The organism is Clostridium polyendosporum, from assembly GCF_018332455.1.
Lineage (GTDB): Bacteria > Bacillota > Clostridia > Clostridiales > Clostridiaceae > Clostridium_AY > Clostridium_AY polyendosporum.
This window is the reverse complement of the sequence record NZ_BOPZ01000024.1, coordinates 22327-49057: the sequence shown is the minus strand read 5'-3', so window position 1 is coordinate 49057 and position 26731 is coordinate 22327. Positions and strand designations below refer to the sequence as shown.

Below are 26731 nucleotides of genomic sequence, written 5' to 3'. Positions count from 1 at the left end.
CCTTTACGTTTACAAAACACCTTACCACATTCAGTTTAATTATATTGGCCTATTCTGTTACATCTGCTACTAAAGCAGCTAATGCGATTGAATTAATCTTAGTTTCAAAATTATCTGCCCTAGAAGTTAATATAACAGGTGCCGATGTTCCAACTAAAAGACCTCCATTTTTTGATCTTGATGCATAAGTTAAACACTTATACATAACGTTAGCTGATTCTATATTAGGAAGTAAAAATATATCTGCCTTTCCTGCTACAGGTCCTGCTATATTCTTGTGACGTGCAGCTTCTTCCGAAAGGGCATTATCTAATGCTAATGGTCCATCAACTATGCAACCTTTTATTTGTCCCCTGTCATTCATTTTAGCAAGAAGTGAAGCATCTATTGTTGCAGGCATATCTTGATTAACAACTTCAACAGCACAAATTGAAGCAACCTTTGGTTTTTCTAAACCACAAGCATGTGCAACTTTAACTGCATTATTTAATATATCAACTTTTGCCTTTAAATCTGGATATGTGTTAAATGCAGCATCCGTTAAGAATAATAGTCTGTCAAAATTTTCTATTTCAAAAACTGCAACATGTGACATAAGTTTTCCTTTCCTTAATCCCACTTCTTTATTAAGTACACATCTTAAAAATGTAGCCGTATCCACTAACCCCTTCATAACCATATCAGCTTTACCAGTAGAAGCGAGTTCTACTGAAAAAAGAGCCGCTTTTCTCACATCCAATTCATGTACTATTTCAAATTGAGTTAAGTCCATACCTATCTTATCAGCTAAAACCTTTATTTGTTCTTTATCACCAACAAGTATCGCATCAATAATCCCTCTATCTTTTGCGACTTTTATTGCCTCTAATACTTGTTCATCTTGAGCAACTGCAACTGAAACCTTTTTCTTGGTAACTTCTCTTAGTCTGGAAAATAATTCATCAAAATTCTTACTCATTACTCCACACCTCTTATTTATTATATTTACTATTAATCTTCTTTTATAATTTTTGACACTTGCTTGTGTTAATAACAACATCGTATTATTCAATTTTACAGGAGAAATACTTTATAATATATTTTTAGTAGTTTATTTATTTGTTAATTTAATAACAAAACTTTTTACACTAATGCCAAGGTCTATTCATCCTCCATCTTAGGGGATAATAGAATTCCATCTACCAAGTTAAAGTTAACTTTATATCTCACATTTCACTACAATTAATATTCTAACAAAAAAAAGTTAATTTTCCAAATTTTTCTAAAAACTTAAGAAAAAAAGATTGCAGCTAATTGCTACAATCCTTTTTTATATTATGCGATTATTTTTTTATACACATATTTACAAAGTATCTATGTAATTCTAAATTATCAGTTAGCTCAGGGTGAAATGATGTTGCTAACATATTCTCTTGTTTTGCTGCTACAATTTTATCATTTACCTTGCATAGTATTTGTACATTAGATTCCACATTTTTTATATAAGGTGCTCTTATAAATACTAAGGGAATTGGATCAGCACAAATCTCTTCTATTATTTCTTCAGTTATGAAACTATCAATTTGACTACCGTAAGCATTTCTTTTAACTGTTATATCCATTGTTTGTAAATGTCTAGCTTCATCATTTTCAATACTTTTTGCAAGTAATATCATTCCAGCACAAGTTCCCCAAACTGGAAAACCATCTGATATCTTTTCTCTAAGCTTATCAAAGATACCTGTCTTTATTAGTAATTTACCAATAGTTGTACTTTCTCCACCTGGAAGAATAAGTCCATCTAAATTATCTAATTCTTCAACTTTTCTTATTTCAACTGCTTCACAATTAAGGGCTTTTAGGTGATTTATATGTTCTATTACTCCGCCTTGAAGCGCTAGTACACCTATTCTCACTTTTACCAGCCTCTTTCTTCAAACTTAGTAGTTAATTCACTACAGTTTATACCAACCATTGGTTCTCCAAGATCTTCTGATATTTCAGCTAGAATCTTTGGATCATTATAGTATGTTGTTGCCATAACTATAGCTCTTGCTCTCTTTTCTGGATCTCCTGATTTGAATATTCCTGAACCTACGAATACTCCCTCTGCTCCAAGTTTCATCATAAGAGCTGCATCTGCTGGTGTAGCTACTCCACCTGCTGCAAAGTTAACTACTGGCAACTTACCATTTTCCCAAACATATTCTATAAGATGATAAGGAGCACCAAATTCTTTTGCTAAAGTCATTAATTCATCCTTTGGTGAATTTTTAACTCTTCTCATATCATCCATTATGCATCTCATATGTTTAACAGCTTGAACTACGTCTCCTGTTCCTGCTTCTCCTTTAGTTCTTATCATAGCTGCACCTTCACCAATTCTTCTTAAAGCTTCACCTAAGTTTCTTGCACCACAAACAAATGGAACTTTAAAGCTTGCCTTGTCTATATGATACTTATCATCTGCATGTGTTAAAACTTCACTTTCATCTATAAAATCAATACCTATTGCTTCTAATATTTCTGCTTCAACAAAATGTCCTATTCTAACCTTTGCCATTACTGGAATAGATACAGCTGCTTGAATTTCTTTTATCATCTTAGGATCAGACATTCTTGCAACTCCGCCTTCTTTTCTTATGTCCGCTGGAACTTTTTCAAGTGCCATAACTGCACAAGCTCCTGCCTTTTCAGCAATGATTGCTTGCTCAGCGTTTACTACGTCCATAATTACTCCGCCTTTAAGCATTTGTGCTAAGTTTTTGTTTAATTCATATTTTGGCATATAAATTACCCCCAATTATCTATTGTTTTTGTTACTTTTAAATTAATTATAGAGCATAAAAAATAAATTTCAAATGTATCGATACACTTTACGCCATGTGAAAAAGTCCACTCCGTGGATTGTGTTATAGGTTATCCATAACTTGATGATTTTATACTTTACTATAGAGTAAAAAAAGCGACCACTTAATGAATAAGTGGTACACTCTTTTAATCTAGGTATTTAGTTTATTACTCTTCTTGCTCTACCTATTTTGCTCCAAGGCACCTCTGTAATTCTAATATAAGATCTTGAGTTTGGTGATTCTATCCACTTACCATCTCCTACATACATTCCTACATGTTGAAGATCATCATAAAATAGTAAATCCCCAGGTTTAGCATTACCTTTTGATACCTCTATACCATTACTTACTTGATCCCAAGTTGTTCTACCAAGACTAATACCAGCTTGTTTAAATCCCCATTGCATAAGTCCTGAACAATCAAAAGCTCTATACCCCTTATTTAGAAATTGTGCAGATACATTATATGTTGCATACGGAAATCTTCCTTTTAAGCTACTTAATAAAGAAGATGTTATTATTTCTCCTGAACCACCAAAAACATATGGAGTACCAATCTGTGCTTTTAGTGCATTCAACACAGTTGTAAAACCTTTTGAGTTATCTGCTGGATTTGTATTATCAATTTTCTTTACATAAACTTTATTCACATAGCCCACTTTTCCATTATAGTTTATTTTATACCAATCTCCTAATACACCTATAATCTTGAAAGTCTCACCTGGTAATAAGTATGCTACAACCATGCTATTAGAATCTGTACTAGCATTACTTCTAAGTCTTAAATTGGTACTAACATTATAAACCATTGCCAGTTGTGGTTCTATGTGCTCTAAAGATTCTTGTGAGATATATACTTCATCAATTACTTTCACATAATCTTTGTGTATATATCCAGTGGTGCCATCATTACATTTTATTTTATACCAATCTTCACTTATACCTTTTATATCAAATGATTGTCCATCATTTAAGTATCCTACAACTGCAGTATTAATTCCTGCACCTTGTCTTATTCTTAAACTAGTACTTACATTTATAACTTTTCCTTTTGTTAATTTTATTTGTTGATTATTATTATTAGTTGATACTTTTACAGTGTCATTTCCAACTTGTTGTACATAATCCTTATGTACATATCCAGCTTTGCCATTGCACTCTATGTTATACCAATCTCCATTTTTATCTTTTATATTAAATACTTGTCCATTATTTAAGTATCCAATAATCGGGGTATTCATTCCTGTACCTTGTCTTATTCTTAAATGAGTACTTACATTAACAACTTGTCCTTTCATTACTTCCAGTGCATGAACGTTTTTACTTGTAACAATCATACTGCCAATGATAGTAGAAGCTACTATTATCAGCTGTGTTAATTTCCTTTTATTCACCTTTACCGTCCTCCCGTAAATATTGTTTTTTAATAAATTATATAATTTGTAATTTATTGTATAAATAAATTATACCCTATAAAAGAATTTATTGCATAAAAAAGTCGCTAGCTACATTATTATGCTGAATAATTCTTATATACAATTTTTTAATCATCATCATGTTTATTTTTAGACGATTTTTTCTTTCCTTCTGACTTTCCTTTATCTTTAGATTGATCATCTTTTTTTTCATCATTTTTAGAATTTTTTTGCGGTATAACACTAGTCTTAGAAGAGCTATCCTTGTTTATATTGGATTGCTCAGGAATATTACTTTTAGTAGATTCATTATTACTAGAGTTACTTACTTCTCCAGTTTTATCCTCTTTATCTTTATCAACAGACTTTTGCTCTGATACTGGTACACTTTCACTAGAATTACTAACAGGTAGATTATTTGTAACATCTGAATTTTTATTTTCTCCACTCCTATAAGACAAATAAACAACTGTTAAAATTATGATTGCAAGTACTAATAGACCTACAACACTTCTTTTTAATTTAAGTTTACTATTCTTTTTTACATTAACATGTTCAGTAGACATATATTCAGTAGCAATATGTTCTGCAGCCATATATTTAGTAGAACTATACTGGGTGGTTGCATTTAGATTTTGGCTAGGATTATTTAAAAACACAGTCTTTTCGTATATACTTTCCTTCATCAAATGAATAATTTCATTTTTTAATTCTTCAGCTGAAGTATATCTATCCTTAATATCAAGTTGTACACATTTTTGTATAACTTTCTTTAAATTATCATCCACATTGTTATAATTGTCATCTACCAAAGGCTCTAGATGGGTTGATGCAACCTTTCCCGTAGCCATATGATACATAACCATACCAATACCATATATATCTGTTTGTTTACAGGATTGTCCAGAGCCGTACTGCTCTGGAGCAGCATAGCCATTTGAACCCATATATACTGTATCATCATCCCTGTCTTCTTTATATACTCTTGAAATACCAAAATCAATTAAAACTACTTTTTTATCTGGAGTTATTATTATATTAGCTGGCTTTAAATCTCTGTATATTATAGGAGGGGCCAACCTATGTAAATAAGCTATAATATCACATAAACTTGAAGTAATATTATATATTCTTTCTTTTTCTATAATCTTGCTTTGTTTTACGCACTCCTTAAGTGTTTGTCCACGAATATAGTCCTGAACCATATACAAGTTGTTATTTTCATAAAATATATCAACTATCCTTGGTATACCTGGATGATTTAAATTTTTTAATATGTTTGGTTCTGATAAAAAATCAACATTTATTTGTGAATCCTTTGTTATTTCTTTTACAGCCCAAAGATTCTCAAGTCTTATATTTTTACATAAATAAACTGTCCCCATCCCCCCTCTTCCCAGAACTTCTATTACTTCATACTTTTCATCTAGAACATATCCTTTATCAAGCATAGTTCACCTCTTATATAAAACTTTTCTTTAATCAAAATATAAATAATAAATTTAACCTATTTATCTATATACGTAACAACCTTAAAATTTTAGATGGTAACTTTATACTTTTCTATAATATTTAAATTTATCTTGTACTTTCTATAGTAAAAATAAAAGTGAATAGGTATGGAACCTATTCACTTTTAGCCCGTTTTACTTTGTGAAATGGCAGCAAATAAAAAAGTCCACTCTGTGGATTGTTTTATAAGTTATTCTCACCTTAGCAATTTTATAATTTCCTATAGAGTAAAAATAAACAGCTTAATTAAGGAATAAACATCTTAATTAAGCTGTTTTAATATATTACCTTTAACTATTATTCAACAAAAGCTATAGCCTCAATCTCAATAAGGGCATCTTTTGGTAGTCTTGCAACCTCAACAGCACTTCTTGACGGATAATTTGTTACAAAGAATTCTTTATATACTTCATTCATCTTAGCAAAATTATTCATATCACTTAGAAATACTGTAGTTTTAACAACCTTATCCATACCTAAACCTGCTGCTTCAAGAATAGCCTTTACATTTTCTAAAGATTGTTTTGTTTGTGCTTCAATACCTTCAACCATTTCACCTGTTTGAGGGTTTAGAGGAATTTGTCCTGAGGTATATACCATATTACCTATTAATATTCCTTGTGAATATGGTCCTATAGCAGCTGGAGCCTTTTCAGTACTTATAATCTTCTTGTTCATAATAACATCCTTTCTTACAATAAATATTTTGTTATATATAGTGTTTATTAAGCTACATTTGCAGCTAAATTTAGCACATCCTAAGTTCTTATTAAAAACAGAGCTCTAATTGGTTACATTTTCCCACTACTACCATAAGTTTATCATAACTATCTTTAAGTTCTCTACCTTTATTTAAATGTTTTACTATTAAAATCTTATTATTCGTACCTATTCTTAATACTTTCTAGTTTATACTTTTTGTACCCCACTTCATCTGAGTTCTTCTATAAATGTTACTATTACTTTTAAAGTTGCTAAATAAATTTTCTACTAATAACAAAGGATTGTCTCCACTCAAAATAGAGACAATCCTTCTTCATATAATTATATTAAAAACATCTAAAAATATAATAATCATTTATTCTAGAATCAGATAACACAAAATGTCAAAAAATAAATATTTATTCACTTTTCTATTCTATTCATTCTATCTTTAAATATCTCTATAACCTTATTCTTAAAACTTTCTACTGATACTCTTTCAACAAAGTCACCTAATTTTTCCCCAAACTGAGCCTCCTTATTATAATACTCATATACAGACTCAACCATTTCATAAGCTTCTTTTTCTGATAAATTTTCAGCTATTATATTAGGAAGTTTTGGATGATAACCAGCACTTCCACCTACAGCTACTATATACCCTTTAATATCACCAATAACAGCAATATCCTTTGAATATGCACTTGTACAAGAATTTCTACATCCAGCTACTCCAATTTTTGTTCTATTTGGAGTTGACGCACCATAAAATCTCTTTTCAAGATGCATTGCCAACTTTAAAGAATTTTGTTTCGCTCTCTTACAAAATGCAGCTGGACACATCTCTACATTCTTTACAGAGTACGTTGATAGTACTGCTGGCTCCATACCCAATTCACTCCAAACTTTATCAACATCATCTGCTTCTAAGCCTAAAATAGCAATTCTTTGTCCAGATGTTATTTTTATAGTTCCATTATATTTTTGTGCTACTTCTGCTAGTTTGATCAATTCTTCAGGTTTTACAAATCCTCCTGGAATACGTGGAGTAATGCCAAAAGTTCTTCTATTATCCCTTACTTTTTGAAGAACAGCATATTTAGGATCTTTTATCATACAATCTCTCCTTCAGCTGTTAATAATATTGTACTTACAAATTATTGATTATTTAAAACTCTTAGTAATTTTTAAATGGTGAATATTCCTTCATTATGCTTTCTGCAACCTTTAATCCATCTACTGCTGCTGAAACTATCCCTCCAGCAAATCCTGCACCTTCTCCTGCTGGATATAATCCTTCTAATGAAATACTCTGAAGTTTTTCATTTCTTTCTATTCTCACTGGAGCAGAAGTCCTAGTTTCTATACCTGTCATAACTGCATCACTGTCTGCAAAGCCTTTTATTCTTCTATCAAAATCAATCATACCTTCTTTAAGAGATTCTATTACGTAAGAAGGAAGACACTGTCTTAAATCTCTAAATTCATATCCTGGTTTATAAGATGGAGTAACACTTCCAAGTTTCTCTGACACTCTATCCTTAAGAAAATCTCCTACAAGCTGAATTGGTGCCGTATAATTTCCACCTCCAAGTTTGTATGCAAGACTCTCATAATGTCTCTGAAATTCCATTCCTGCTAAAGGTGAGCTTCCCTGGAAATCCTTAGGTCCAACAGTAACTACTATTGCAGAGTTTGCATTTTGTTCATCTCTTGCGTGGTAACTCATCCCATTTACTACTAACCTATTCTCCTCAGATGCTGCACCAACTACTAATCCACCTGGACACATACAAAAGGAATATACTCCTCTGTTAAAACTTTTACTATTATAAGTTAATTTATAATCTGCAGCCCTTAGTCTAGGGTGTCCTGCATATCTTCCATATTGATTAAGATCAATCATCCTTTGAGGGTGCTCTATCCTAACCCCTATGGCAAAAGGCTTTTGTTCCATATGTATATTTGATTTATGTAGCATTTCATAAGTATCCCTTGAACTATGACCAATAGCTAAAATTAAGGTATTACATGATATCTCATTGCCATTTACTATAATTCCAGCAAGTTTTCCCTCCCTTTCTATAAGCTTTTCTAACTTTGATGAGAAATGTACTTCTCCTCCTAATGACCTTATTTCTTCTCTTATTTTCTTTACAACAGTCTTTAATATATCAGTACCAACATGAGGTTTACCCATATATATTATTTCTTCTGGTGCTCCTGATTTAACAAGAGCTTCTAAAATAAAGTCACATCTAGTATCCTTAATTCTTGTTGTAAGCTTACCATCTGAAAATGTTCCTGCTCCACCTTCCCCAAATTGTACATTTGACTCTGTATTTAATTGGCCCGTAGTCCAAAATTTCTCCACAGAAGCTGTTCTTTCATCCACAGCTTCGCCTCTTTCAAATACCAAAGGTCTGTATCCTTTCTTAGCTAAAAGTAGTGCAGCAAAAAGTCCGGCAGGTCCCATACCTACAACTACTGGTCTATGGTCTAAAGTCTTTTCCCCAAAAGGAAATTCGTCATTATATATTACTGTTTCTAGCTTAACATCTCTATCATTTGCCTTTGCTACTATTTGTGTTTCATTATCATGCTCTATGTCAATACAATAGTTAAATTTAATTATATTTCTTTTTCTAGCATCTATAGATTCTTTTATTATCTTCATATTTTTTATTTCATTAATAGGTAATCTAAGCTTCTTTGCTACCTTTTTTTCCAGAAGAGATATATCCTCATCTATATCTAAAATTATGTTATTGACTCTTATAGTCATAAAAATTCCTCCAAACTTATAAATATCGAATTTTTATTTTAACATATGCTTATATAATTTGTGAACAATGTACACCACTGACTTATCAATTAATCTGATTAATCCACTAACACTCTCCTTTTTTACTTATTATGTAACCCTTGATTTTTGTATCAAATTACTGTAATATCTTCTCAATATTAGTTCTAATATATACTCAAAAGGAGGCATTAATATGGAGTTTAATGATGTTAAATTTGAAACTTACATTCCACAGGAGTACGTAGATAAACTCAGAAATACCCTAAATGAAATAGGTACACTAACTATTGGTAACTATGATAGTTGCATGGCCTATTCAAAAGTTACAGGAAACTGGCGAGCACTTAAAGGATCAAATCCTTATGAAGGAGAAATAGGAAAACTCTGCACTGCAGATGAATATAAAATAGAATTTCGCTGTTCAATAGATCTTATAGAAAAAACTTATAAAAAAATAAAAGAGGTTCATCCTTATGAAGAACCCGTCATCAATGTTTTTCCATTACTAAAATAATATGCTGTTTATGAATAATAAAATTTAATAGGATCGAGTCTATTAAAGATACATAACTTCACTCGTTAACAATTCAGTTATGAAGTTGTGTATCTGCTTGAGCCAGATTCACTTTGTGAAATTACACTAAACAACATAGGAATTCGATATACTATTAATTCCTCCTCAAATCATAACTTAAACCCTTAAATCTGTTTTACTATTTCTTTGATATAATTACCTTAATCTTATCTGATTTTTCTGATACTACTTGTACCTTATTATTAGAATTTGTTAATACCACCGGAAGTATGTTTTCTCCTTCCTTGAAATTAGTTAAATCGACTTCAGCTTTAATATCTTCAATCTTAAAATCTGCTATATTTTCCTCAATTCCCTTGAGTACCACAACGATATTCTGTGGATTAACACTAGACTGAAAGCCATCCGCCAGTCCTTTTGTTGTAATAGGTATTTGATATTGTCTCGTTACTAGTGTACTAATAATTATATTTACTGTTACTTGTTGTGTTTCATTCGATAATTGTACATTTTGCGGAAGCATAATCTTAGATATTATTTCCTTACTCTCTGTTATCATACTTAAATCTATAGGTTCGGTATATACTTCACTTATCTTATCTAAAACAGCATCATCACCAACAATCTCTACCTTTTCCGTAGATGAGCTTAACTCTCTTAAAACTAACCCTTCTGGTAGTTTTCCTATAGTAGATACATTAACAGGTACAAACTTTCCCTTCTTTACAATTATTAAAGCTTCCGCATTATTAGGATCTATATTAACTCCCTCTATTTCTTTATTATTTTCTCCTAAAGCCTTGATAGGCAAAGACATAGATACATCACTCTCAGCATTTTTTATATCTCCTGATACTACTAATGTTTTTACACTGTTTACGTACTCACCTGCACCTGATATTAATGCATTAGTAGGTTTTATTTGAGGAAACTCCGTATGAGTTCCCTGTTTTGCAGTTATCCTTATTTCAGATTTTATTGGGATACTTTTTTCTACGTAGTCATCTAGTATTATTTTTACTCTAAGAAAATTAGTATTCTTTATATTTATGCTTTTAGGATAATTTACTATATTAACAGGAATAGAGTTTTCACCCTTTTTTAGTGCATAAGCACTTAAATCTGCTGTTATTTTGAACTGTTCTGGTGTTATTTTATATATCTCATTGGCAGGTCCTTCAAGGTTTAACGTAACATAAAACTCTTGGTGAGGAGAAACAGCAAGTTTTTGTTCCTTAATATTGTCTACATTTAGTATCTCTACTGGAACTCTGTCAAGTTTATATTCCCTTGTAGGATTTTGAACATTAGACATATAAAGCCATAATCCAAAGGAAAGAATTAAGCATACTACTCTAACTATTATTTCTTTATTTTTAGCTTTGCTATCCATGCTTTCACCCTTTCCCCTATTGTTTTAACCCTCTTACTTCTCCTATTTATCATTATCTTAAGAAGAATATTTTTAAGCTTATCTCTATCATAATTTCTCGTTAATCTTCCATTTACAGCAAGGGAGACGGTTCCTGTTTCTTCAGAAACCACTATGATAATAGCATCAGAATTTTCTGAAAGTCCAATAGCTGCTCTATGTCTTGTTCCAAGTTTCTTATTTATATTATTATTACTTGTTAATGGAAGAACACATCCTGCAGCTGATATTCTATCGTTTCTTATAATAGTTGCACCATCATGAAGAGGTGTATTTTCCACAAATATATTTTCTAATAGACCTGAAGAAACCTTTGCATCTAATTCTGTTCCATTTGATGTAATTTCTCCAAGACCTGTACTTTGTTCTATAGCAATTAAAGCTCCTGTTTTTAAATATGACATATTATCTACTGCTGTAACAATTTCAGTTACAACTCTATCCAAGGTTTCATCATCTTGTATAATGTGTATATCTTCGAAAGCCGTTCGTCCTATGTGTTCTAACGCTCTTCTTATTTCTGGTTGAAAAATAATTATAATTGTTAAAACTCCTATTGTGATAGTTTTACTTAATATAAAGTAAAGCATATCTAACCTTAAGAGATAGCTTATAGGTATTAAAACTAAGATAAGTATTATTCCTTTTAGAAGTTGTTCTGCTCTTGTTTCTTTTATGAGCATATATCCTTTAAAGAAGATGTATGAAACCACTAGGATATCCAAAACTGACCATATTGATATATTTTTTACTGTATTTATTATCATTCTAAAAAATTCCTGCATCTTCAGTCACCTCTAATATCCTACTAAAATAAGCAAATTTAAGATTTATGAATATCTAGGCAAATAACATTAACTTTTAAGTAATAGCCTTATTTATATATTTAAATTATACACCAATTATTTACCTCTTAATATAAACTTATAAAATAAAATTATAAATTTACTATTATTTTTTAAGTAAAAATATAACCCAGTTATTTTATCCAGAAACCATCTTTAAAATAAATCCATTTAAGTTTTATTTTGGTACCCGAGGTATATTTACGTATTATATTATAATATCGTGTAATTATCATATACTACTTTGAATATAAATCTATTAAAAAGGAGGGACATGCTATGTATGAAAAGCTTGAAAAATTTATGAAACCTAAAGTTTTCTTGGCATTTGCCTTATTTATATTACTTGTTCTATCGTACTTTTTTATTCAAGATCAGTTATTTCCAGACTATAAACAAATGAAAGCTTTAAGCAAAGAAGTTACCAAAATAAATGATTCTTTAAAAGATTCTATTAACGGAAATACTATAGATACAGAAACTTCTATAAGCCTTCTTACAGATAATTTAGACAAACTACTAAAGGCAAAAAATAAGTTAGATACTATATCTCCTTCAAAAAGGTATATATCTACTTACAAAAACTTTATGCTTGGTATCTCTAATAACTTAAGACTTTATGAGCAGACATTGGCTATTATAAAATCTCCTACATCTAAAGATATAGCAACTTCACTTGAAAATATAAACAAGTATGAAAAGGATTGTTTGAAATATTATTCACTATGTAAAAAAGATAATCTCCCCTTAGTTCAATCTCAAAACTTTACTAAGTTCTTTTCTAATGTTTCTTTTTATATAAATCAAATAATAAAACTAAATAGGGATTCTGATATAAAGAATGACCAAAAAAATGATTTTTTAATCGCACTGGATGAATGTATAAATAAGTTCGTACCTTTAATTGAAGATTTATCTCCTGCTATTGAAAGAACTCTTAATGAAAAAAGAAGTTTTGTTACTATAATTGATGATGTAAATAGTAAAAGTGTAATATTTGAAGATTTAAAAAAATCTTTTTATGCTATTTCTGTTCCTGCTGATGCTATAGAGTGCTTTAGTGATTTTGAAGATACCTTGAAAATCTATAACTTATATATCACCTCTCTTATAAATATTGTTAAAGATAATCCAAACTCTCTTGAAGATTTTGATGATACTTTTTCTAAATACAAAGATCTTAAATTAACCATTGAAAAATTTGAAGCTAGTTATAGTAAATATAGGAATAATGATTAAAAATATGTATTAAACTTCTTCTTTTGGTTACACTACGTTGGGAGGGTAACACCAAAAGGAGGTTTTTTATGAGTAAAATTAAACGGTATATATTTTTCTTATTAACCTTTCTGTTAATTGACAGCGTTGGTGCCTTTGCAGTTGAAATAAAACTAAGTTCACCTATGAATGAAAACCCAAAAATAATTTTAAATAAGGACTTGCAATTAAATAATATTAAATTGTCAGGAAGAGGCTTATCAAACGAAGCTAAAGAACTATATCACGAAAAAGAAGCAGCGGTTGAGGTATTTAGCCATGCAAATAAAAGAGTTTATATTACTAAAGATGATTTATATTTAATGTCTCAAGTAGTATTTGCAGAAAGTCATGGTGAACCTTACGAAGGTAAAGTTGCTGTAGCTTCTGTAATTTTAAATAGAGTTGTAAGTGCAACCTTTCCCAATAGCATTGAAGGAGTAATCAAACAAAAGAATGCTTTTTCCTGTATAAAGAATGGAAATATTAGTGTGGTACCTGATAGTGACTCATACCTTGCAGTAATTGATGCGGTAAGAGGTAAAGACCCTACAGATAACGCATTATTTTTTTATAACCCTCAGACTGCGACCTGTAGTTGGATGAAGCAAGTTCAAAAGAAAAATATTAAGCCTATAGGAAGACATGTATTCTTCCAGATAACAAAATAAGAGATGCATCTCAACGCATCTCTTATTTTTGTTTACTGTCATTTCACAAGGTGGAATGTAATCAGGATAAATATTCTGGTCAAATTTACTTTTGAGAATCAAGATATGAAACTGCACTTAAAGCAGCTATTTGTCCTTCTCCTGCAGCCTTTATATATTGATATGGTTTACCAATACAGTCTCCAGCTGCAAAGCATCCTTTTATATTAGTTTTCATAAGCCTATCCACTTCAATATGACCTTCTGTCATACTTAGCCCAGGCACTAGCTGTGAGGGGGAGATACTATCCTTTAAAACAAATACTCCATCTGTTTCGATTTCTCTATTTTGAAGTATTACTTTATTTACCCTTGTATCTCCTTGAATTTCCATTGGTCTATTCTTAACTACTTGTATTGTAGAGTTTAAGTCATATACTCCTTCATAAACTGGTACGTAATAAAGTTTTGAAGCAAGTTCACTAACATAATTAGCCTCTTCCTCCGCATCCTTATTATAACCTATAATAGTTACAATCTTGTTTTTATATAGAGGAGCATCACAAGTTGCACAGTACCCTACTCCTCTTCCAAGAAATTCTTCTTCTCCTTTTATAGGCTTAGTGTACTCTATACCTGTAGCCAATATAACAGTTTTTGCTTCATACGTTTTTTCATTTACCATAAGTGCAAAATATTCTCCCATGGCATAAATACTATTTATTCTTTCCTCTATTACCCCTATATCCATTTTTTCTATATGCTCTTTAAATCTTTCACTTAACTGTTTTCCTGTAACATCAAAAAAGCCTAAATAGTTATTTACTTTTGGAGCCTTCAAAAGCTTATTACTTAAATCTCTATTACCAAAAAGGATTATTTTTTTATTTCTTATCTTTGCGTTTATTGCAGCAGAAAGTCCAGCCGGGCCGCTACCAACTATGGCTATATCATATCTCTCCAATATTCTCTCTCCTTTTAGAACAGAATTATAGGTGCTTCTTTATAGTATTTTCTATGTCACTCTTAGGCTTAAAGCCTATCACTGTGTCAACAACCTTTCCATCCCTAAACATCATAATTGTTGGTATGCTTGCAATTCTATATTCATTTGCCACTGAAGGGTTCTTATCAACATCAACTTTTACAAATTTAACATCCTTCATGTCATTTGCAAGTTCTTCTATAACTGGTGCAATCATTTTGCATGGTCCACACCATGTAGCCCAAAAGTCTACAACAACTACTCCATTTTCCTTTAAAACTTCAACACTAAAATCTTTTTCTTCAACATGTGCTACCATAATGTACCTCCTAATATACCCCTTATAGGTATTTTTGTTTTATTATATTATAGTTTATACAAAAGGTCAATTTTAAAATATATACGCATAAAACTGAACTTCGCTAAAGATTGAACTTATATATCCTTAATATTATTATTTTTCAAAAGTTCCCTTTACTAATAACTCCTTATTCTCCATAAGGGTTCTTCCTCTTGAAATAACTTCTGTTATTTCAAGAGTTTCCTTTTCTAAAAGTACTATATCTGCATCCTTACCTGGTTCAATTCTTCCTTTACTTTTAAACTTTAATACATCCGCCGGATTTGACGTTATAACCTTAATTGCCTTTTCAAAGGGTACTCTTTCTTTAAAAACTGCTTCTTTAACCTCACTAAAAAGTGATGATACAGAGCATATTCCTAAACCTACTAGCTGTCTTTTGTTATTAAATAATGGCATACTTCCATTTCCATCTGATGAAAATGTTATATGTCCTTCTGGCACTTCATTTTCAAGCATTAATCTTAATCCTTCACTCGCCCTTAATTCGCCTTCTTCCATGTTATCTGGATCACTACTAGTAGTAAGATCTGCATACCCACCTTTCTTACAGAATTCTATTCCAACTTTAAAAAGCTTATCACTTCTGTTTATATGGGTTGGAAAAACTTGACTTGGAGGAATTTCTGTATTTTCTATCATTTCAAATAGATATTCCAGCTTTCTAGCACCATCTCCAAGATGTACATGAACTACGCCTGCCTTACCTGCAAGTAACCCTCCTACTCTTGCCTGAGCTACTATGTTTACAAATTGCTGAAAGGTAGCCTGAGAACTTCTATTATCGGAAAGAGCTATTTCTCCTACACCTATAACTTTATCTATAAGCATAATATCCTCTTTTATACTTTCTGTCAGTGTCTTTACAGGTATATCATAAGAACCAGTATAACAATAAGTGGTTAGTCCTTCTTCATCAAGAGCATGTGCCTTAGCTAATAATTCTCTCATATCTCGACATACATTATCTGTTCCAATGCATCCTACCACTGTAGTTATGCCAGCCTTTACGAGTTCACTTAGTGGAAGTTCTGGAGTTCTAGTCTTAAATCCCCCTTCACCGCCTCCTCCTATTATATGTACATGGGAATCTATAAAACCAGGTACAAGTACCTTTCCTGTTCCATCTAATACATTAATTTTAGTAAAGTTCTCTGGAATGCTTAAATCATCATATATTCCCTCAATTTTATCTGCTGCAATGACCACATTTTTTATACCCTTGTACTCTGGTGTATAAACCTCCACATTTCTTATTACTGTAATCACATTCTCACTTCCTAATCTGATTTAAGTATATTTTTTATTATGGTATTGTTATACATAGAGTTTCCATATTTTTTTGAAATTATCTCTGCATATCGCTTTGCTTTATTTTTATCTACTTTAGAATTTATTATTGCAAGTTTATAAAGCACCTCTTCAATATAATCCCCATTAGAATAATCATTATAATAATATTCATAGTACTTTAAAGCACTACTTAAATCCTCCATCTTCTCAGCATTTGTCCCTAATATATATATAATATGGGGACGCAAATAACTTGTATCGCTAAACTTAAGTGCTTTTAAAAATTCACTATTAGCATCTGTAAAATCCCCAGAATTAAAATACTTCGTTCCCTCTAAATAAAAGTATTTAATTCCTTCAGTCTTTAAAATTTCTTCTCCTTTTTGATATATACTTTTTTCAGCTAAATTCAATTTATCTTTATTATAAGAAGTGATTATTTTATTTAACTGATCATAATTTTTATTTTCTAAAGCAACTTGAAAGTCCTTTAAAGAAAACTTTACTTCACTTTCATTCTTATTTTCTTCATTATTCACCTTGGGTAAGCTACTCTCACCATAATTATTTACTTGCTTAGCCGTATTCTTTTTAGAAGTTAAATCTTTAATATATACTTTCAGGGGGAAATATGCCACATACACTCCTACTCCTATTATTAATAAAAGTAAAATTATAATGATACCTTTTGGCAATTTACACTTACCCTTTTCTCTTCCAAATTGTAGAAGAGTCTTTTGATTTTCTAATGCAATCATATTATACCTATCAAAAGAAAGTACTTTATCTACACTATTTTTAGCTTTATCATACGCTCCCTTTTTTATGTAACAAAAAGCTAACGTATTATGCACATTAATAGCATTAAAATCATCTTCACTGCACATTAATAAACTTTTAAGTGCATCATCAATTTCAAGTCTCCTTAACTCCTTACGAGCTCGTTCATATATTTTAAGCTTTTCTGTATAATTAAAACATTCCTTTAGATGACTTTTTGCAATACAATCATCATTAAAATCACTACTTTTCCTCCACAATGCCTCTGCTTCTTCCAAATCACCTTTTATATATAGGATAAGCGCCTTTAAATTAAGTGCCAGAGAGTTTTTAGAATTCTCTGAAATTAATTCTTCACATATTTGAAGTGCCTTATCTATATATCCTTGTTGATAATATTTTATGGCTTTCTCATATTTCTTTTTTACATCATTCATTTATCATCCCTCTTACTCTCAATAATAAGTATACCTGATACCATTATGTAAATTATACCATTGTTTCAATGTTATTAAAACACAAAGACCTTTGCTCATTTGAACAAAGGTCTTTGTTTGGATTAAGTTTATAAGTATATTTTAGGTAAATTAGAGTATTTATAATAAATTAGTTTTTGGGCTTATTAATGTTATAAATACACAACTTCATAATTAAATTATTTAAGGATTTAAGTTGTGTATCCTTATTGATGGAAAAGAAATTATTCTTGTTCCATTATTATTTTCTTAGCATTTAATATTGAACTTGCACTCATTGAAAATTCATCTAATCCATATTCAACAAGTGTTGGGATTGCAGTTTCATCTCCTGCCATTTCTCCACACATTCCAACCCACTTACCATGCTTGTGAGCTCCATCTATTGTCATCTTTATAAGTCTTAATACTGCTGGATGCATTGGGTTGTATAGGTATGATACCTTTTCACTCATTCTATCTGCAGCTAATGTATATTGAATTAAATCGTTTGTTCCTATTGAGAAGAAATCAACGTGCTTAGCTAATTCGTCAGCATAAACTGCAGCTGCTGGTATCTCAACCATGATACCCCATTGAATCTTTTCTGAGTATTCTTTTCCTTCTGCCTTTAATTCAGCTTTACATTCATCAACTACTTCCTTTGCTTGAAGGAATTCTTCTAATCCTGAAATCATTGGGAACATTACACAAAGATTTCCGTATATTGAAGCTCTTAATAAAGCTCTTAATTGAACCTTGAATATTTCTTTTCTATCTAAACATAATCTTATAGCTCTGTAGCCTAAGAATGGATTCATTTCTTCTGGTAATGGTAGATATGGAAGTGTCTTATCTCCTCCGATATCTAATGTTCTTATAACAACTTGTTTTCCTTCCATCTTTTCAAGAACATACTTATATGATGCATATTGTTCTTCTTCTGTTGGAGCACTATCTCTATCCATGTATAAGAACTCAGTTCTGAATAGTCCTACGCCATCTCCACCGTTAGCTAAAACTTGATGAACATCTTCTGGCTTACCTATATTACCGCATACTTCAACTCTCTTACCTGACTTAGTAACTGTCTTAACTTCTATAAGTTTCTTAAGCTCTTCTTGTTCCTTTATGAAGTTTTCTCTCTTTGCCACATATTCATCTATAGTAGCTTGATCTGGATTTATAATTACATCACCATCTATACCATCAACTATAACAACATCACCATTTTTAACAGTTGTTGTGATATCCTTTAGTCCTACAACTGCTGGTATTTCTAATGTTCTAGCCATAATAGCTGAGTGTGAAGTTCTTCCTCCGATATTTGTTAAGAATGCAACAACCTTACTTCTATCAAGTTGTGCTGTATCTGATGGAGTTAAATCATGAGCTACAACTATTGTGTTTGCTTCAGTTATTTCAAAACCTTCTGCCTTACCAGCAACATTAGCTATAATTCTCTTTGAAACGTCCTTTATATCAGCAGCTCTTTCTCTCATATAAGCATCTTCCATGGATTCAAATATCATAACAAATGTATTTGTTACATCACTAACTGCCTTCATAGCATTTGAACTATTATTATCTATTTCTAGTTCCATAGCTCCAGTAAATTCTGGGTCATCTAATAAAGTGATGTGAGCTTCAAATACTTGAGCTTTTTCTTCTCCCATTGATTCTACTGCCTTAGCCTTTATTTTTTCAAGTTGTTCTCTTGATGCTACTAAAGCTTTTTGTAACTTTTCTTTTTCTGCTTGTATATCAGTTACCTTTGCATCGCTTATTACTATTTCCTCATGTTCTTGAATAAATACCTTTCCAATCGCGTATCCCTTTGAAGCAGCAATACCTTTCTTCATTATGTTATTCCTCCTTAAAATTATGCTAAAATTATACTAAACATTTACAATTATACTATCTTAATATTAAATCACAAAAATAATTATAGCAACTTCCATGCCAACATTAAGATAATATTAAGAATATTATTAAAAATAATTAATATATATATATTTTGTCCTTAAATCACCTATTATCTCAAACACATATTACTAAATTAAGTAATATATAGTGTTACAGAATACCCAATTACTATACTTAATGCCATTTTTTATAATCGAGTTGATATTTTTTATCAAGTCCAATAACATAAAAAAGACTTATTGTCTTTAAAAACCTAGTTTCTATGTGATATAATAATGGTTGTTACTTTTTATCAACTAAAATTACTATATTGATAAATTTTATCAAGGCATTGAAGGTGGTTATTATGTATTCAAAAGAAATATTTATAAAAGACTCTAATGGTCTTCATACAAGAGTTTCTGCAATGTTAGTTAATAAAGCATCCTTAATAAAGTCAAAATATAATGTAAATCTCTATGTACAAAAAAAGCCCTATACTGATTGGTTAGGAATAAGCATGCTAGCTTTGCTATCTCTTAGAGTACAGGTAAACGAAAGCATTCTTATAGGTTGCAAAGAAAATAATGAAAATGGTAGACAGGCAACTCAAGAACTTATTAATTATATTGAAAAATATATAAATGAAAGTTCTCCTCTTATGAATCAGATTGATGCCTTTATAGAGGAAAGTAAGATTGCTAATGATCAAATCTTAGAAAATGTACCTATAGGAGTACTTGTTATTGATCTAGACAATAATATTATAAGTATAAACGAATATGCATTAAATCTAATTGAAAAAAGTTATAATGAAGTTATCGGTAAAAATGTAAATGAAATAATTCCAACTAGTGAACTTCCTCAAATTATGGAATCCAAAGTAAGACAATTCGGCCAAATTCAACATGTAAACAACAAAATAACTATGGCAAACAGAAGTCCTATATTTACAAATAATAAAGTAATAGGAGCTGTTTCAGTTTTTCAGGATGTATCTGAACTTGTTGGAATGAAAGAACTCAATGAAAAGTTAAATAAAATACTTGAGACTTCTAGTGATATTATATGCTTTGTGGACGAATACGGAAAAATAAGTTATGTAAATCCAGCTTACAGAAAGCACTTTGCTAACGCTTCCGAAAATATATTGGGTAAAAGTATATTCACTATTTCTCCACAGGGTTATAGAGTTAAAGCATATAAGAATAGAAAAAAAATTGAGAATGTTCTTCATACTAAGGAAGGAATAGACATTATAACTACTATCGACCCTCTTTTTATTGATGGTGAATTTAAGGGAGTAATTTCAACATCCAAACCAGTTAACGAGATAAGAGAAATACTAAATCAACTAAGAAAATCAGAAGAAGAACTTAACTATTATAAAGAAGAACTCATAAGACATACTACTTTAAAATCTTCTTTTAAAGATATCATAGGTGCCTCAAGAAGCTTAAAAGATATTTTATATATGTGCGATAAAGCATCGAATAGTACCTCTACCGTATTGATAAGAGGTGAAAGTGGTACAGGTAAAGAACTTATAGCAAAAGCAATACATAGTAATAGTGATAGAAAAAACAATGCTTTTGTAAGAGTTAACTGCGCTGCTATTCCTGAAAATCTTTTAGAAAGTGAACTTTTTGGTTACGAAAAGGGTGCTTTTACAGGAGCTATAAAAAGTAAACCTGGTAAATTTGCTATTGCTGATAAAGGAACTATTTTCTTGGACGAAATTGGTGATATGCCTGTTTCCATGCAAGTAAAACTATTAAGAGTACTTCAGGAAAGAGAAATTGAAAGTCTTGGAGGGCTTCAACCTCAGAAAATAGATGTTAGAGTTATAGCTGCTACTAATAAAAATCTTGAGGAAATGATTAAGGATGGAACCTTTAGAGAAGATTTATATTATAGACTTAATGTATTATCGCTAAGCCTTCCAGCATTAAGAAAAAGAAAAGAAGATATCGGTCTTCTTGTAGAACACTTTATTTCTAAACTCAATTCAAAACTTGGAAAAGATATAAAAGGTATGGACAATCAATGCTTAATTCTTCTTCAAGAATACTCATGGCCTGGCAATATAAGAGAATTAGAAAACATTATAGAAAGAGCAATGAATCTTTGTGATGGAGATTTTATTACTTCCAATGATCTACCTTCCTATCTTAATAAGATTTCTTCATCTTCAAAAAGTCTTATTAACTTAGTTGGAAACGAGATTCTTCCTTTTGAGGAGTATGAAAAACAAATAATTCAACTTGCGATGGAAAAGTATAAGAGTTTTAATAAGGCTGGTAAAGCTTTAGGATTAACTCACAGAACTGTATCACTTAAGTGTAAGAAATATGAAATTTCTATTGAAAACTAATATAAGATAAATTTTGTTACCTTTTGGTTATTATTAATTTAATAATTTTCTATAGAGGTACAAAGACGGGAAGTACTGCACTCCCCGTCGTCATCTTATTTCTCTACAAGTTCAATAAACTTTTTTGAATTTCTCACTGGGTTAAAATCAGCTTCAATTTTTGCTTCTTCTTTAACCTTTGGTTCAATCTCTATAGCTTTTTTTAAATAGTTAATTGTATTATCTACATCGCCTCTTCTGCCATATATACTTGCTATACCATAGTAACTCCATTCATATTCCTCTATCTCAAGTGCTTTATTATACCACTTAATAGCTTCATCATAATGACCAAAGAGTTCATATGTTAAAGCCTTATTAAATCTTCCATACCCAAAATCTTTTTTTAACTCTAAGGACTTATCTATATCATTCATCCCTTGCTCAAAGTTTCCCTTATAAGCCTTAGCTATTCCTCTTATATTATAAGCTTTGTAAAATCTTGAATCCTTTTTAATTATACTATCTGCAATAGTTATGGCATCTTCATACTTTCTAGAAAAAAATGCTATATAGGCTTGTTCATATTCCTTATTAAACTCTTCTACTCTTTTTTTCTCTAACTCTTCTCTTATCTTCTGTTCCTCTTCAGATTTTTCTTTTTCCTTTATAAGTTGTTCTTGCAACCTCTTTTCTTTTTCAATCCTTGCTCTATTTTTTATTCCTTCATTAATAAGAACTCCAAAACTAATAATAGTTAATATTAATAGAACTATTATTTTTGTTTTTGTGCTGCCTGGTAAATTTATTCGCATGTAGTAAACCCCTCTTATCATCAATCCTATTTCTAATAATTTTAAGTTAAATATATATTTATGTCTATAACGCAGTCTTAAAAAATAATAGTATTTATTTAATTATCTACAATAACGAATAATAATGAATAAACAAGAATTTTGTATGTAGTTAGGAATAAAAACTTGTAATACTGAATATTAACATGTCTATCTTTTTACATAAAAAAAATTATTCTATATAATATTGCTGATATCCAAATACTTAATTAATATTTCTTAAGGAGAAGAAATAATGGACTATATAAGAGGCAAGAAAGATTTCATTTTTGATATTATTTTAATAATTTTAGGGTGCTTCATAGCTTCCCTAGGAGTAAACCTATTTTTAATTCATGCCAAACTTTTAAGTGGAGGAGCAACAGGTATAGCACTTATTATTCAATATCTTACTGGATTTAAAGCTGGTTTCTCAGTATTTATCATAAACATTCCATTATTCATCTTAAGCTATCTTAAACTTGATAAAAAATTTACTCTATATTCTACTATAGGTATGGTTTCTCTTTCTATATCATTGATACTTACTTCTTCTGTTTCACAAATAATAGTACTTAATGATATACTTCTTTACTGTATTTATGGTGGAGTTTTATGTGGAATTGGTTATGGCCTTGTTTTCTCAAGAAATGGTTCTACTGGAGGTACAGACATCATTACAATGCTTATTAGAAAGAAATACTCAAGCTTTAACATAGGTAAAGTTGGCTTTTTCTTAAACATACTAATCGTTTGTGTTGGTGCAGTGTTCTTAGGATTACCAAAAGCCTTATATACCCTTATTTCTATGTTCACCCAAAGTATTATGCTTGATAATATGCTAAAGGGTTTGAATAGAAAAACTCTTCTTCTTATAATAACAGGAAAAGAGCAACAAGTTATACAGTATATAATAAACAATCTTCATAGAGGAGTAACCTCTCTTTTTGCTGAGGGTGAATATACTCATGATAAAAAGAAAATGCTTTACTGCATAGTTACTACTCGTCAGATGATAGAACTTAAAAATACCATACATCTTATTGATCCTAGAGCATTCGTTACTGTAGTAGATGTTTCAGAGGTTAGAGGAAAAGGCTTTAAAAACATATAAAAAAGATAGCATTATTTTATGCCATCTTTTTTTATTTACTATCATTTCACGAAGCGAAATATAATAAAAGTAAATAGATTAAATATCTATTGGCTTTTACTTGTTCCCACTTCACAAAATTTTATTTAAATATTTTTATTTATCACCTAAGCTTTGAAGATAGTTCTTCTGCCCTATTTCATAAAGATTATTTCCTTCGCTATCTATAATAACTACCACTGGCAAATCTTCTACATAAAGTTTTCTTATAGCTTCTGCGCCTAAATCTTCATAAGCTACTAATTCACTCTTTTTGACACTCTTTGCTATAAGAGCTCCAGCTCCCCCTATGGCTCCAAAGTATACTGCTTTATTTCTAATTATAGCATCTAATACTTCTTTGCTTCTTGATCCCTTCCCTATCATTCCTCTAAGTCCTATATCCATAAGGTCAGGTGCATAAGAATCCATTCTATAACTTGTAGTTGGACCAGCCGATCCTATTTCCATTCCTGGTTTTGGAGGTGTTGGGCCCACATAGTATATAACTTGATCTTTTACATCTATCGGAAGTTCCTCTTCCTTATGTAAAAGTTCCGTAAGCCTTTTGTGAGCTGCATCTCTAGCTGTATATATGATTCCTGTGATAAGCACAGTATCTCCAGCTTTTAAATCCTTAACCTTTTCCTCTGTTAAAGGAGTTGTAATTCTTCTTTCCATAATACACCTCCTATAGTTCTATTTCCGCATGTCTTGTAGCATGACAGTTTATGTTCACTGCCACAGGAAGACCTGCAATATGAGTTGGATATACTTCTATGTTAACAGCTAAACCGGTGGTCTTTCCTCCAAACCCCTGTGGTCCTATACCAAGATTATTTATCTTTTGTAATAGTTCTTTCTCAAGTTCTGCATAATAAGGATCTGTATTTCTTTTATCTACATTTCTAAGTAAAGCTCTTTTCGCAAGACTTGCAACTTTATCAAAGGTTCCTCCTATTCCTATACCCACAACTATTGGTGGACATGGGTTTGGTCCAGCTTTTTTAACAGTCTCTATTATAAACTCTTTTACTCCCTCTATTCCATCAGAAGGTTTTAGCATCTTTAATGCACTCATATTCTCTGACCCGAACCCCTTAGGAGCTACTGTTATCTTCAACTTGTCTCCCTGAACTATATTATAAGTTATCACTGCTGGAGTATTATCCTTAGTATTTACTCTATGGATAGGGTCTTTAACTACCGACTTTCTTAAATATCCATCTTCATAACCAAGTCTTACTCCCTCATTTATAGCATCTTCAAGACTTCCACCTACTATATGTACATCCTGTCCTAAATCTACAAATACACAAGCCATCCCTGTGTCCTGACACATAGGAACATTTTCATTCTTTGCAATATCTGCATTTTGAATTATTTTTTCTAAGATATCCTTAGCTATTGACCATGATTCATCATCTCTAGCTTCAGTTAACCTATTTTTAATATCGCTACTTAAATAGTAGTTTGAGGATATACATAAGTCTTTAACTGCCCTTATAATTTCTGAAATATGTACTTCTTTCATGATTACCTCCCTTAAAATCATAATTTGCATTAATTATTACTTTTCTCGCTAATAGAATTATATTTATTAAGAATTATGAATCAACTTTAGTTTATTGCTTTTTTCTTCTATTTACAAGAGTAATGTTACTTGTATTTTTTATTATAATAAGTTCTAATTAATATCATTAAAGATATCTGCATAAAGTACTAGTTATTCAATTATAATTTAAAGAAATACTAATTATTAAGAAGGGGTTATATGAATAAAGTTAACGTAGGTAAGCTTTGGAATATAATAATATATGTTTTAATAGTTATTTTAGTAATACTTATATTTTATGATCTTTACCAACTTGCAAATAGATACAATTCTAATAAAATTTATCACAATAGTATAAATGTTTCTCCTATTACTGGTCGACGTATACAACCTGTTACTACTTCTAACGCACTACTTGAGGTTAAGTATTCTAACTTAAAACTAAAAAACTTAATGAATATAAATGATGCAGATATTATATACGAAACATATAACAAAGAAAAAGATGTTCTTAGGTATTCTGCAGTTTTCTATAATAAAGAATTTAAAATACATGATTCCATGGAAGTTATCAAAACTATAGATTTATCAAATTTCCCTAAATTTAATTTTATGGACATAGTAGAACTTCCAAAGTATAACTTTTTATCAGATTGCGATACAATATTCATTAAATTTTCCTTAAACCGAAATTCAAGTTTTACTTATAACGGAGAAGGCTATTTACATTATAGTGATACCATTATTGATAAACATTTTATAACTAATCAGCCACTTATATTTTCAAATGTAATTGTTCAATTTGTAAATTCAAATGAAGAATCTTCAAAAGATACTTTTTCCCATAGTGGAAGTGGAGAAGGCTTCCTTTTCTCCGGTGGTAAAGTTCAACCAATATACTGGAATAATAATAATTTTTTTCTTTCAGATAAGACAACCCCTATTACTCTTATGAGAGGAAATACTTATTGGATAATAGCTACTAATAATACTGAGGTTATAACATCGAAATGTCTAGTGAGTACAGATAAAAATTAAATCTTTAAATAATAAGTAGAATGGCATGAAGCTATTTCACTATTGCTGGATTTTAC

24 protein-coding genes are annotated in these 26731 nt (G+C 30.5%); 6 read left to right on the top strand and 18 right to left on the bottom strand.

Annotation, left to right across the window (positions count from 1 at the left end; translation table 11 throughout):
- Positions 1-49: 49 nt before the first annotated feature.
- The 8 genes from ptb to CPJCM30710_RS13130 all read right to left on the bottom strand — a co-directional run bounded on the left by ptb (position 50) and on the right by CPJCM30710_RS13130 (position 9245).
- Positions 50-958, bottom strand: coding sequence for a phosphate butyryltransferase (gene ptb / locus CPJCM30710_RS13165; RefSeq protein WP_212904635.1), 909 nt, complete (start codon positions 956-958; stop codon positions 50-52).
- 364 nt (positions 959-1322) lie between these two features.
- Entirely contained in the window at positions 1323-1895 is a 573-nt protein-coding gene (gene pdxT, locus CPJCM30710_RS13160) for a pyridoxal 5'-phosphate synthase glutaminase subunit PdxT (protein WP_212904634.1), read from the bottom strand.
- Between the two features lie 2 nt (positions 1896-1897).
- Positions 1898-2773, bottom strand: coding sequence for a pyridoxal 5'-phosphate synthase lyase subunit PdxS (gene pdxS, locus CPJCM30710_RS13155; protein ID WP_281413988.1), 876 nt, complete (start codon positions 2771-2773; stop codon positions 1898-1900).
- 216 nt (positions 2774-2989) lie between these two features.
- Positions 2990-4225, bottom strand: coding sequence for a C40 family peptidase (locus CPJCM30710_RS13150; protein WP_212904632.1), 1236 nt, complete (start codon positions 4223-4225; stop codon positions 2990-2992).
- A 149-nt stretch (positions 4226-4374) separates the two neighbouring features.
- Positions 4375-5697 carry a serine/threonine-protein kinase gene (locus CPJCM30710_RS13145; protein WP_212904631.1) on the bottom strand — a complete coding sequence of 441 codons (1323 nt, stop codon included), beginning with the start codon at positions 5695-5697 and terminating at the stop codon, positions 4375-4377.
- A gap of 358 nt (positions 5698-6055) precedes the next feature.
- Entirely contained in the window at positions 6056-6436 is a 381-nt protein-coding gene (locus tag CPJCM30710_RS13140) for a RidA family protein (protein WP_212904630.1), read from the bottom strand.
- A 447-nt stretch (positions 6437-6883) separates the two neighbouring features.
- Positions 6884-7576: an NAD(P)/FAD-dependent oxidoreductase gene (locus CPJCM30710_RS13135; RefSeq protein ID WP_212904629.1), complete on the bottom strand. Its 693-nt coding sequence runs from the start codon at positions 7574-7576 to the stop codon at positions 6884-6886.
- A gap of 61 nt (positions 7577-7637) precedes the next feature.
- The gene (locus CPJCM30710_RS13130) at positions 7638-9245 is read right to left on the bottom strand and encodes an NAD(P)/FAD-dependent oxidoreductase (RefSeq protein WP_212904628.1); all 1608 of its coding nucleotides are present in this window, start codon (positions 9243-9245) and stop codon (positions 7638-7640) included.
- A gap of 214 nt (positions 9246-9459) precedes the next feature.
- Here CPJCM30710_RS13130 and CPJCM30710_RS13125 point away from each other — a divergent pair, with 214 nt between their 5' ends.
- Positions 9460-9780 carry a divalent cation tolerance protein CutA gene (locus tag CPJCM30710_RS13125; RefSeq protein ID WP_212904627.1) on the top strand — a complete coding sequence of 107 codons (321 nt, stop codon included), beginning with the start codon at positions 9460-9462 and terminating at the stop codon, positions 9778-9780.
- A gap of 199 nt (positions 9781-9979) precedes the next feature.
- On the opposite strand, the gene CPJCM30710_RS13120 is transcribed toward CPJCM30710_RS13125, so the two are convergent.
- Both CPJCM30710_RS13120 and cdaA read right to left on the bottom strand, forming a co-directional pair.
- Positions 9980-11194 carry a CdaR family protein gene (locus CPJCM30710_RS13120; RefSeq protein ID WP_212904626.1) on the bottom strand — a complete coding sequence of 405 codons (1215 nt, stop codon included), beginning with the start codon at positions 11192-11194 and terminating at the stop codon, positions 9980-9982.
- Positions 11164-12018 carry a diadenylate cyclase CdaA gene (gene cdaA, locus CPJCM30710_RS13115; protein ID WP_212904625.1) on the bottom strand — a complete coding sequence of 285 codons (855 nt, stop codon included), beginning with the start codon at positions 12016-12018 and terminating at the stop codon, positions 11164-11166. The genes CPJCM30710_RS13120 and cdaA overlap by 31 nt, the downstream gene beginning before the upstream one ends.
- Before the next feature lie 339 nt (positions 12019-12357).
- Here cdaA and CPJCM30710_RS13110 point away from each other — a divergent pair, with 339 nt between their 5' ends.
- Positions 12358-13317, top strand: a complete 960-nt coding sequence (locus tag CPJCM30710_RS13110; protein ID WP_212904624.1) for a hypothetical protein — start codon at positions 12358-12360, stop codon at positions 13315-13317.
- Positions 13318-13385: 68 nt separating this feature from the next.
- Entirely contained in the window at positions 13386-14006 is a 621-nt protein-coding gene (locus CPJCM30710_RS13105; protein ID WP_246503540.1) for a cell wall hydrolase, read from the top strand.
- 85 nt (positions 14007-14091) lie between these two features.
- Here the strand turns inward: CPJCM30710_RS13105 and CPJCM30710_RS13100 are convergent, their stop codons facing one another.
- The 5 genes from CPJCM30710_RS13100 to ptsP form a co-directional block, all read right to left on the bottom strand.
- Complete coding sequence (locus tag CPJCM30710_RS13100) at positions 14092-14952, bottom strand: NAD(P)/FAD-dependent oxidoreductase (protein ID WP_212904645.1); 861 nt, start codon at positions 14950-14952, stop codon at positions 14092-14094.
- A gap of 22 nt (positions 14953-14974) precedes the next feature.
- Positions 14975-15304, bottom strand: a complete 330-nt coding sequence (gene trxA / locus CPJCM30710_RS13095) for a thioredoxin (protein ID WP_407644995.1) — start codon at positions 15302-15304, stop codon at positions 14975-14977.
- A gap of 120 nt (positions 15305-15424) precedes the next feature.
- On the bottom strand, positions 15425-16600 hold the full coding sequence (gene iadA, locus CPJCM30710_RS13090) for a beta-aspartyl-peptidase (RefSeq protein WP_212904622.1): 1176 nt from the start codon (positions 16598-16600) through the stop codon (positions 15425-15427).
- Positions 16601-16611: 11 nt separating this feature from the next.
- Positions 16612-17841 (bottom strand): tetratricopeptide repeat protein, encoded by a 1230-nt coding sequence (locus CPJCM30710_RS13085; RefSeq protein ID WP_212904621.1) that lies wholly within the window; start codon positions 17839-17841, stop codon positions 16612-16614.
- A gap of 263 nt (positions 17842-18104) precedes the next feature.
- Positions 18105-19721 (bottom strand): phosphoenolpyruvate--protein phosphotransferase, encoded by a 1617-nt coding sequence (gene ptsP, locus CPJCM30710_RS13080; RefSeq protein WP_212904620.1) that lies wholly within the window; start codon positions 19719-19721, stop codon positions 18105-18107.
- A gap of 410 nt (positions 19722-20131) precedes the next feature.
- Here ptsP and CPJCM30710_RS13075 point away from each other — a divergent pair, with 410 nt between their 5' ends.
- A complete protein-coding gene (locus CPJCM30710_RS13075; RefSeq protein ID WP_212904619.1) occupies positions 20132-22138 on the top strand; it encodes a sigma 54-interacting transcriptional regulator in 2007 nt (668 codons plus the stop codon).
- A gap of 95 nt (positions 22139-22233) precedes the next feature.
- On the opposite strand, the gene CPJCM30710_RS13070 is transcribed toward CPJCM30710_RS13075, so the two are convergent.
- A complete protein-coding gene (locus tag CPJCM30710_RS13070) occupies positions 22234-22932 on the bottom strand; it encodes a tetratricopeptide repeat protein (RefSeq protein ID WP_246503539.1) in 699 nt (232 codons plus the stop codon).
- 274 nt (positions 22933-23206) lie between these two features.
- Here CPJCM30710_RS13070 and CPJCM30710_RS13065 point away from each other — a divergent pair, with 274 nt between their 5' ends.
- Positions 23207-24064, top strand: a complete 858-nt coding sequence (locus CPJCM30710_RS13065; protein WP_212904617.1) for a YitT family protein — start codon at positions 23207-23209, stop codon at positions 24062-24064.
- 135 nt (positions 24065-24199) lie between these two features.
- Here the strand turns inward: CPJCM30710_RS13065 and CPJCM30710_RS13060 are convergent, their stop codons facing one another.
- Both CPJCM30710_RS13060 and CPJCM30710_RS13055 read right to left on the bottom strand, forming a co-directional pair.
- Complete coding sequence (locus CPJCM30710_RS13060; RefSeq protein ID WP_212904616.1) at positions 24200-24763, bottom strand: Fe-S-containing hydro-lyase; 564 nt, start codon at positions 24761-24763, stop codon at positions 24200-24202.
- A gap of 10 nt (positions 24764-24773) precedes the next feature.
- Positions 24774-25616, bottom strand: coding sequence for a fumarate hydratase (locus tag CPJCM30710_RS13055; RefSeq protein WP_212904615.1), 843 nt, complete (start codon positions 25614-25616; stop codon positions 24774-24776).
- A 240-nt stretch (positions 25617-25856) separates the two neighbouring features.
- On the opposite strand from CPJCM30710_RS13055, the gene CPJCM30710_RS13050 reads away from it, so the two are divergent.
- Positions 25857-26675 carry a DUF3048 C-terminal domain-containing protein gene (locus CPJCM30710_RS13050; protein WP_212904614.1) on the top strand — a complete coding sequence of 273 codons (819 nt, stop codon included), beginning with the start codon at positions 25857-25859 and terminating at the stop codon, positions 26673-26675.
- The last annotated feature ends 56 nt before the right edge of the window (positions 26676-26731 follow it).